Origin of the sequence: Desulfovibrio sp., from assembly GCF_041907885.1 — a bacterium.
In the GTDB taxonomy this organism is placed as follows: Bacteria; Desulfobacterota; Desulfovibrionia; order Desulfovibrionales; family Desulfovibrionaceae; genus Desulfovibrio.
Window position 1 is genome coordinate 192,680 of the sequence record NZ_JAYRGM010000004.1, and the last position, 8,131, is coordinate 200,810.

The 8,131-nt window shown below is 51.7% G+C and carries 6 protein-coding genes; all 6 read right to left on the bottom strand.

The genetic code is table 11. The annotated features are described in order from the left end of the window. Window positions 1–245: 245 nt before the first annotated feature. Entirely contained in the window at window positions 246–2,420 is a 2,175-nt protein-coding gene (locus ACE3NW_RS04425) for a hypothetical protein (protein ID WP_374280789.1), read from the bottom strand. A gap of 414 nt (window positions 2,421–2,834) precedes the next feature. After that, a complete protein-coding gene (locus ACE3NW_RS04430) occupies window positions 2,835–3,686 on the bottom strand; it encodes a hypothetical protein (protein ID WP_374280791.1) in 852 nt (283 codons plus the stop codon). Window positions 3,687–3,695: 9 nt separating this feature from the next. Beyond that, a complete protein-coding gene (locus tag ACE3NW_RS04435) occupies window positions 3,696–4,274 on the bottom strand; it encodes a hypothetical protein (protein WP_374280793.1) in 579 nt (192 codons plus the stop codon). A gap of 699 nt (window positions 4,275–4,973) precedes the next feature. Beyond that, the gene (locus ACE3NW_RS04440) at window positions 4,974–6,089 is read right to left on the bottom strand and encodes a hypothetical protein (RefSeq protein ID WP_374280795.1); all 1,116 of its coding nucleotides are present in this window, start codon (window positions 6,087–6,089) and stop codon (window positions 4,974–4,976) included. Window positions 6,090–6,100: 11 nt separating this feature from the next. Next, window positions 6,101–6,691: an acyltransferase gene (locus ACE3NW_RS04445; RefSeq protein WP_374280797.1), complete on the bottom strand. Its 591-nt coding sequence runs from the start codon at window positions 6,689–6,691 to the stop codon at window positions 6,101–6,103. Continuing rightward, a complete protein-coding gene (locus ACE3NW_RS04450; protein ID WP_374280799.1) occupies window positions 6,688–7,857 on the bottom strand; it encodes a DegT/DnrJ/EryC1/StrS family aminotransferase in 1,170 nt (389 codons plus the stop codon). Before ACE3NW_RS04450 ends, ACE3NW_RS04445 begins: the two co-directional genes overlap by 4 nt. Window positions 7,858–8,131: the final 274 nt, after the last annotated feature.

Consider the following 8,131-nt stretch of genomic DNA (forward strand, 5'->3'; position numbering starts at 1 on the left):
AAAAGAATATCGTTTTCTACAACAGGCAGAGTAAACAAGGGGCTTTGCTTTGTGGGCGCAAAATTTTTTAAAAAATCATTTCTTTCGTCAAATATTGTATCTGAACTCTGACCAATAAGATTGCGAGGTATAGTCCATAAGCCTGCCTGCAACAGACGCTTTAAACGCAACATTTCGCTTTGCTGTCTTAAATTTTCGGCGTGCTGCGAGGGAAGCCAGTATTTTTTGCTCAGCATGTCAAGCCTCTATGCTTTCAGGAAGATTTTTATAGTGTTTTGTGTCTGCGGTTCTGTTGCGCCTTCCGGCCCAAGGGCAAGCTCTACAGTGTTGGGGTTTGTGCAGCAAATAAAAATGGTTTTGCCCACGTCTTCCTGTGCCCAGATGACCCGTTCTTCTGCGCATTCTCCGCGTGGCACTTGGCCTTCAATGGCCAGCGGTGAGGCTGTATAGCCAAGGATTGTGGTCAAATCTTGCCGTACCAGCCCGAACTCCCGCCACTGATTGTAGACATGGTAACGGTGCAGTACCGGTACCAGGGCATTCCGTTTGAAGCTTCCCACAGAAAACTGGAAGGGGGCTTCGTCATTGCGGGCCCGTGGACGGTCGATGATGCCCATACTTTCGCCGGGCATGGTGCGCAAAAGGCCCAGAGCCACCCCTGTTTTCAGGGTTGGCGCATATGGGTGCTCCATATCCTGTTTCAAAACATCATGGATGGTTATGGCGTGCCGTAAACTGTCGTCATCAGTGATCGCATTTTTAACTGCCTCGAAGGCCTCATGCACCAGAGGCGAACGGCAGGAATTGCCAGCCAAAAGGACATGAAATTTAGAGGGATTGCTCTCGTGAATTTTCAGGGCTTGCCTGAAGGTGGTAAAGAAGGCTTCCACCCCCTGCCTGATACGAGCTGCAAGCCACTGGCGCAGGGCATCTTCGTCCACATCAAGCGCCAGCAGGGGGCTTTGCTGCCCCGCCTTGTCAAAAAGGGTCAGCGAAATTTGCCCTGTATCCTGTGTATCCAGAGCATTTTCTTCCCACAGGGGGCGCAAGGCCTGACAGAGCTTTGCCGTATTGGTGCGGGCTGCGAGGCCCGTATCCAGAATAAGCTCCGACCCGGCAAATGCTGTGGCGTCATCGGGCATTACAAAGCTGAGGCCAGCCCCGGTTTCAAGCATTTTCTGCATGTTTTTGCGCACCACCGCATAGGCCAGATGGTGCAAAAGATGCTCTCCGCCAAGGCGCACGTCGCCCGCGCTGTCCAGAATTTCTAGCACTTCTTCCCAGCCGTTATCTCTTTCCTCCTGCGGAGTGGCAGTGCGGTAGATGCCAATGGCAAAGTCTGTGGTGCCGCCGCCAAAGTCAAACACCCCAAAGGGCAGCCCCTCGTTTGTAGGCTCCAGCCCCATAACGGGCAGAGCGCCAGCCGCATAGGCCGCTGGTTCGCTGGCGCCCTCATGCACTGTAAATGGCGTGGTGGTGCGCCATCCTTCCTGATAGCCCAGCGAAGCTGGCAGGCTGCGCTCCAGACCTTGCGAAAAAGCTTGCATGATGCACTGGCGTGTGGCCGTATCAAAATCCACAGGAAAGCTCATGTGGTAATTGTGATAAATCCTTCCACCATGGCTGTGCTGGTTGTTCAAATTCAGCCCAAGAAAGAAAGCGTACAATTCTAGCGGATTGAATGCATCTGCGGTGCGGTCGTCGTTTTGGAGCGGTGCTATGGTAAATTCATGCCCCTGCGCATCCCTGTAGGGCATGGGGCGTTTTTGTGTATGCGCCCATGTTTTAAGATTGGCTATGCCGCCCTGAATGCTGTTGCAGGTGGCGGCGTCGGTCAGCTCTGCCTTGGCCCAGTGCGAACACTTTACATGTGCCCATTGCACATGGGGGCGATAGAGGCGCTCGTACCAGGCCTGCATCAGGGGCTGGTAGTTCTGAATGACCAGCAGGGTGGGGTTTTCAAAATCCTGCGGCACAGGGGCCTCGCGCCAGTTCTTTACCCCCACGCGAAAAAGACGGCTGCGCCCCTGCTCCCGTAGGGCCACAACGGTGCTGGTGGTGCCAAAATCTATGGCAACAGGAATGTTTCGCTGTATGTCATTGGCGGGGTTGCGGGCAATGTAGCCAGCATCAAGGGGAATTTCAGGGTGCTGCGATTCGGGCAGGGTGACATTTTGTTGCCACAAATCCCAATGCCCCAAATGCTGGTCAGTAAGAATGCTCTGGTCGAGGGTGGGCAGATTGGCGCGCTCGGTATCGGCACTGAGCAGGCGTGTTTTGGCATCAAGACGGGGAGCCGTGGGAGGGGTTTCTTCTGATGCTTGCGAAAACGCGTCAGCAAGCAGCCCATTCCAAAGTTCATCCAGACTTTGCGTCGCTACATAGAAATGCCATTCGAGTAATTTGTCGTGTTGCGGCAAGCCTGCTGTGCGTATTAATTTGCAATAATTGATAAACGACGAAACATTATGAGGTGTTTGTGCCGTGCTAGTGCCTATATCTGCAACTTGCTGCATGTATTTAAGGAAAGATGCACACAGTACTCCTATTCCGTTGGCGAAAAGTGGTGCAAGTTGTAAACAGTCTAGGTTAAATTTGCGTGTTTTTAAATAACTTACAAGGTCGATATTCTTTGTGGCAAAAAATAATTTTCTGGTTTCAGTATCATAAAATACTTTGCAATCTACATCATTAAAAGTTTGTACAATGCTATCATATGCTTCCGCAGGGGATATGTCCCACTGGATTAGCTTGTTGAAAATGCTATTTAATAATTTGCAAAGTGGAATAAAATTATTACGTGTACCAGAAGCAACCATGAAAAATCCTCTTGATTATCGAACAAGAGTTACAAGGGCCTTGTGCAGAACCTTTCCCGCAGGATTGCACAGCCCAGGCAAAAGCAAGGCCTGTACACGCGTTCCGTCAGGCCCCACGCGCTGGCATACGTCAAAGTCAAACGTGGAGCCTGCCGTTGCCGTGACAATTCTGGCTTCTCCCTGTGGGGTGGCGCTGTTGTACAAAGCCAAAAGCTGCTCCAAAAACTCTGGAATGCCATCAGGAACGGATTCCTGCTCCAGAACGTGTCTTTTGCATGCCTCCCAAAACTGTACGAGCCTGTTGAACTGCCCGCATTGCACAAAAAATATATGCACTGACCTTGTCTCAAAGTATTTTTCTGTAAGTGCCTGCATGTCGGCAGACAACGCTGCTAGCTGCTTTTCCCATGTGCCCGGTGCGGGGTCGGCAATGGAATTTTTTTGCACTTCCTCAAGCTTTCTGCGCGCAGTATCCATGTTTTGGCGCAGCGTGGCATTGTCATTCTCCAGGGCTGCAAAGGCGGCATTGTATCTCTGCGCGTTATTGTGGCATTCGTCTAGCGCGGCTATTGCTCCATCTTTATCTTTTTGCAATGCATCCAGATTTTGCAAAAGAGTGTTCTTTTCATTTTCCATGGCGGCGATGCGTTGCTTTGCCCTATGCAACAAGTCTTGCATGTCTTCTTCGGGCGGCACGTTGGGGAGCAGATTTTTTGCCCAGCTCACCCCTTTCTGCAAGAGGTGCGTGCGCTTTTCTTGCGGGAGCTCAGCAATAAGATATTGCAGTGTGGCATCAACATGCTGCCGCCATTCTTGTAAGCTCTGCTGGTCTTCTTTTACTTCTTGCAGATCGTGTGGTTCTGACATGTCGCAGCCTTAATTGCTTTTAATTTTGGAGGTAGCCACATAGCGGGCAAGCGCTGTGTTGGGATTTCCACTTGTTTTTGTGGGGGTGATCTTGTCTGCGAGTACAGGCCACGGTGCTGCAAAGCAATTTGCAATATGTTGATCTTCAAATGAATAGGGTGAAATTTGAGATGTTGTGGGCTCTGCCCCCTGCGCGTTTATCTGCCATGTAGCGCCATTCCAGGCCACATATAGGGGTGAATTCTCTTTAAGAAGACCTTCTTTGCAAACAAGCTCTGGCAAAATTTGCCATATGGGCTGCATGCGCAAGGAGGCGATGCGTTCTTGCCACGGCCAGGCAATGATTTTTTTGATTTTTGGTATGTCAGCTTCGTCTGCATGAAATATTATTGACAATGCAATTTGGTCATCAGGCCCAAGTCGCTTTTCTTTAAACACATATTTCCAGAATCCTTCCCAAAAGAGACTGTCCTTGTCGGGCCAGTACTCCTCTTCATTGCCCTTATAGAGAAAGGGAGAATAACTTCCGTGCTGGCATTCCCCCAGGGTTAGCGTCTGTTTTTTAACCAACAGCAATAAGTGGGTCATGAGGATATTGTCCTTTATTTTATATCTTGCCCTAAAACATTTAAAAATGGCTGAGACTTAGCCTTTAATGCTGCATGCCGCTTGGGATAATCAGCACCTGTGAGGCACTGTCCAGCGATAGCAGAACGGCAAACGGGGTCATGAATCCTGAACGCAATTCCATTACAGCGTCATTAAGGGGGGGGTCGCCCAGCCATGCGGTTTGTGGAGCGCATGCAAAGCCTTGGCCCAGATCAATGACCCAGATTGATGACATAGAACAATGGCACAAACCCTTGGCAGATTGCCGCTCTGCCGTGTTTGTACCTGCATGGCGGCTTGATGAACGCGGCCATTGTTCGGGCATTTTGACAGCAGCATCAGAAACTGTGGGTGCATATTTTGCACGGCAATAGACGATAATGGTCTATAGATACATACTATTTTTTAGGCATGTTTGTCTATATGGTTCAAAGCTGCGCGGGCCGCGCAGAAATGGTGCGGGAGTACAAACAGCTCTCTCGCATGCAGACCGCGTGAGCCTTAGCCAAGGGGTATGCCTGTGGGGAAGAGGAATGCGATGTGTGGTCTTTGACGGGCAAATTGCTTGCTTCTGATTACAAAAAAAGAGGCTGCCCCGTGCAGGCAGCCCCATATTTTGTTCTGTCTCAGGCCTCTCACGTTTTGTGGCGTGTGAGGTAACAGGCATACTGTAGTATGCTAACGTGCCTCATCAACTGTTTGAAGAATGGATTCGGCTACTTCTCCCCAGGTTTGCACTTCCAGCGCAAAGCTGGCATCGCGTCCGTGCTGCAAGGCTTGCTGCATAGAGGCGACGCAAGAACTGGCATCGCCTGGCTTGTAGTAAAAAACTCCGCCCCTGTGCAAATCAATGAAATCTGGCGAAACCATCGGCAGTCCACAGTATCTGTACTGGATGATCTTTAGCGAATCTGTCAGCGTTGCCGCAAAACCTTTGCGGAATGTGCGTATAGCCAAGCCAACATTTGCAAATTTTATGTAGGGAACCGTTTTTTTAAACGGCATTTCCCCAAGAAAGTGGACGTTAGGCAGATTAAGTTTGTCTTTGATTGGGCCAATTACATGAAATTTTACATCTTCATGCTGTGATGCAGCGGCCTGAAGAAAATCATAATCCATATACCCTGTTCCGACAAAAATGGCATTGATGCTGTCGGCCTCGTAGGGAGATTCCAGGCAGGAATCGTAGCTGCTTTTGTCCAGCCCGTGCCGGTCAAGCCGCACCGAAACGCCGGGAAACATTGACTGCATCACTGAACTGGGTACGCTAACACAGTCAAATTTGCCGACGATCTCTTTCTCAAGCTTGACCATGCGCGGGTGGGTAGAACCCAGAATGCGGATGTCGTCCGAAACACGGTAGACCATTTTTGCGTTGGGATTCTCGTGTTTGATACGGTTAAATAAAAAAAGGCCGGGGCAGCTCTCGAAAACAAAGATATCTGTCTGCCTGATGATGGGCAGCAAGTTCTTCAGGTTTCCTTGCCCATAAGCGTCCATCCATTTCATGCTCAGTCTGTTCAGAAAAGGAAGAAGCAGCGTCATGGGATGCCATGCCGTAAAATGGACATACGAAAAAAAATTGTCCCTGATTTTTACTGCGGTATTATAATTTTTGCTAATGTCAGGAATTTTTGTGCGGTAATCGTTGCGCAGAAAAGACAGCAGACTATACCCAACAGTAACAAAATTTACTTTGTATCCCAGGGCATGAGCTGCATCTGCAAAATTATGAAACCCTGCTCTACGCTTGGAAGGGTAGTAGTGGCCGGTTATAAATGTGACGGTCTTCATACTCGTTGCCCTCATTGCTTTGCAGTAACATTCTGCTGCACTTGCTCAAGCCCGTCACCGGCAAGAACATACTTTTTGTCGCAAGCGGGGCAAGTCAGGTCGTGGCCGAGTTTTTCGCCGCATTCACAAACCCAGCCGTGCATTTTGGCCGGGTTGCCGTACACCAGCGCGTGGGCTGGCACATCGCGTGTCACCACAGCGCCCGCGCCCACAAAGGCAAAGCTGCCAACGGTAACGCCGCACACGATTGTGGAATTGGCCCCAAGGCTGGCACCTTTTTTAATGAGGGTGGGCCTGGCCTCGTCCATGCGGCGGATATTGGCCCGAGGGTTGAAAACATTGGTAAAAACCATGCTGGGCCCGCAAAAAACGTCGTCCTCCAGCGTAACGCCCTTATAAACGCTGACGTTGTTCTGGATTTTGCAGCCATTGCCCACAACGGCGTCGGGGCCGATAACGACGTTTTGCCCGATATTGCAGTTTTTCCCAAGGCTTGTACCTTTCATGATGTGGGAAAAATGCCAGATCTTGGTGTCGTCGCCGATGGATACGCCATCGTCAACGCAGGCCGAGGCGTGCGCAAAGTAGGTGCTTTCGCTCATGCCAGGGCCTCTTTCAGGGCTGCGGCAATCTGCTGCACGGCGCTTTCTTCCAGGTAGGGATGGAAGGGCAGGGCCAGAATATTTTCCGAGGCGTGCAGGGCCGCAGGCATGTCGGCGGGGGCGTAGCCCAGGCTGGCGAATACGGCCAGGCAGTGCTGCGGCTTGGGGTAGTAGATGTTTGTGGGAATATCTTGCTGTTTCAGGTGGTTGGCCACAGTCTGACGCTTGCCCTGGGGAAGCATGATGCAGTACTGCGCCCAGGCGCTCACGCAGCCGCTGGCCACCGTGGGGGGCACAAGGCCGTCAATTCCGGCGAGGTGCTGGGCATACCATGCGGCAACCTGCTGGCGTGACTCGATTTCCTGCGGAAAAATTTCCATCTTTGCCAGCAGAATGGCCGCCTGCAACGTGTCGATGCGGCCATTGAGCCCCAGACGCACGTTGTCGTACTTGTCTTCGCCCTTGCCATGTACCCGAATGGATTTCAGCAGTTCTGCCAGTTCGTCGTCGTCGGTAAACACCGCGCCGCCGTCGCCGTAGCAGCCAAGGGGTTTGGCGGGGAAAAAGCTTGTGGCCGCAGCGTGGCAGCCCAGCGCGCAGTTCATTTTGCCGTGTCTGCTGCCGCCAAAAGACTGGGCCGCATCCTCAATAACCTTGAGGCCGTGGGCTTTGGCAATGGCAAGTATGGCTTGGTAGTCTGCCGCCTGGCCAAAAAGATCCACGGGAATAACCGCACGGGGCATCAGTTTGCGCTCGCAGGCGGCCTTGGGCAGCGGGTAGATGGAGGGGTCGGCCTTCTGTACGGCTTCGATGGCTTTTTCAAGCAGATCGGGCCGCATGTTGAAGGTGACAGGGTCCACGTCCACAAAAATGGGGGTTGCCCCAAGCAGCGCCGGTTCTTCAGCCGTGGCAAAAAAGGTGAACGGCGGAACAAAAACGGCGTCCCCCTGTTTAATACCCCAGGCCATGAGGGGCATCAGCAGGGCATCGGTGCCCGAAGAACAGGTGATGCAGTGCTTTGCACCGGTGAACGAGCAAAAAAGCTCTTCAAGTTCGCGGACTTCAGGCCCCATGATGTACTTGCCGTGATCAAGAACCGTCTTGATGCGGGCATCGACCGCACCACGGATGCGCGTCTGTTGCTTTGCCAGATCGATAAACTGCATGGTCATTCGCTTGTTTTGTTATGGTCAGACAAACAGAAAGCATTTGGCTGTCATGGCCGCGCAGCAAGGCGCCGAACAAGAGTCCGGCAGCCTGTGCCAGCGCGCAGAATCAGCCGTGATACAGCCTACAGCCGCCAGAGATCAAACCCGGCATCAAGCATTTCCTGCTTGCCCCAGAAGCCCTTGATATCCATCAGCAAAACCTTGCCCTCCACAAACATGGAGCGGATAACCTGGGGGCTGAGCTGCCGAAAAACTTCGTGTGATACCGCAA

What these genes read in the sequence shown, in the direction of transcription:
- ACE3NW_RS04435 (WP_374280793.1), bottom strand. Translation starts at nt 4,274, where the DNA reads ATGACCCACTTATTGCTGTTGGTTAAAAAACAGACGCTAACCCTGGGG.
- ACE3NW_RS04450 (WP_374280799.1), bottom strand. Translation starts at nt 7,857, where the DNA reads ATGCAGTTTATCGATCTGGCAAAGCAACAGACGCGCATCCGTGGTGCG.
- ACE3NW_RS04440 (WP_374280795.1), bottom strand. Translation starts at nt 6,089, where the DNA reads ATGAAGACCGTCACATTTATAACCGGCCACTACTACCCTTCCAAGCGT.
- ACE3NW_RS04445 (WP_374280797.1), bottom strand. Translation starts at nt 6,691, where the DNA reads ATGAGCGAAAGCACCTACTTTGCGCACGCCTCGGCCTGCGTTGACGAT.
- ACE3NW_RS04430 (WP_374280791.1), bottom strand. Translation starts at nt 3,686, where the DNA reads ATGTCAGAACCACACGATCTGCAAGAAGTAAAAGAAGACCAGCAGAGC.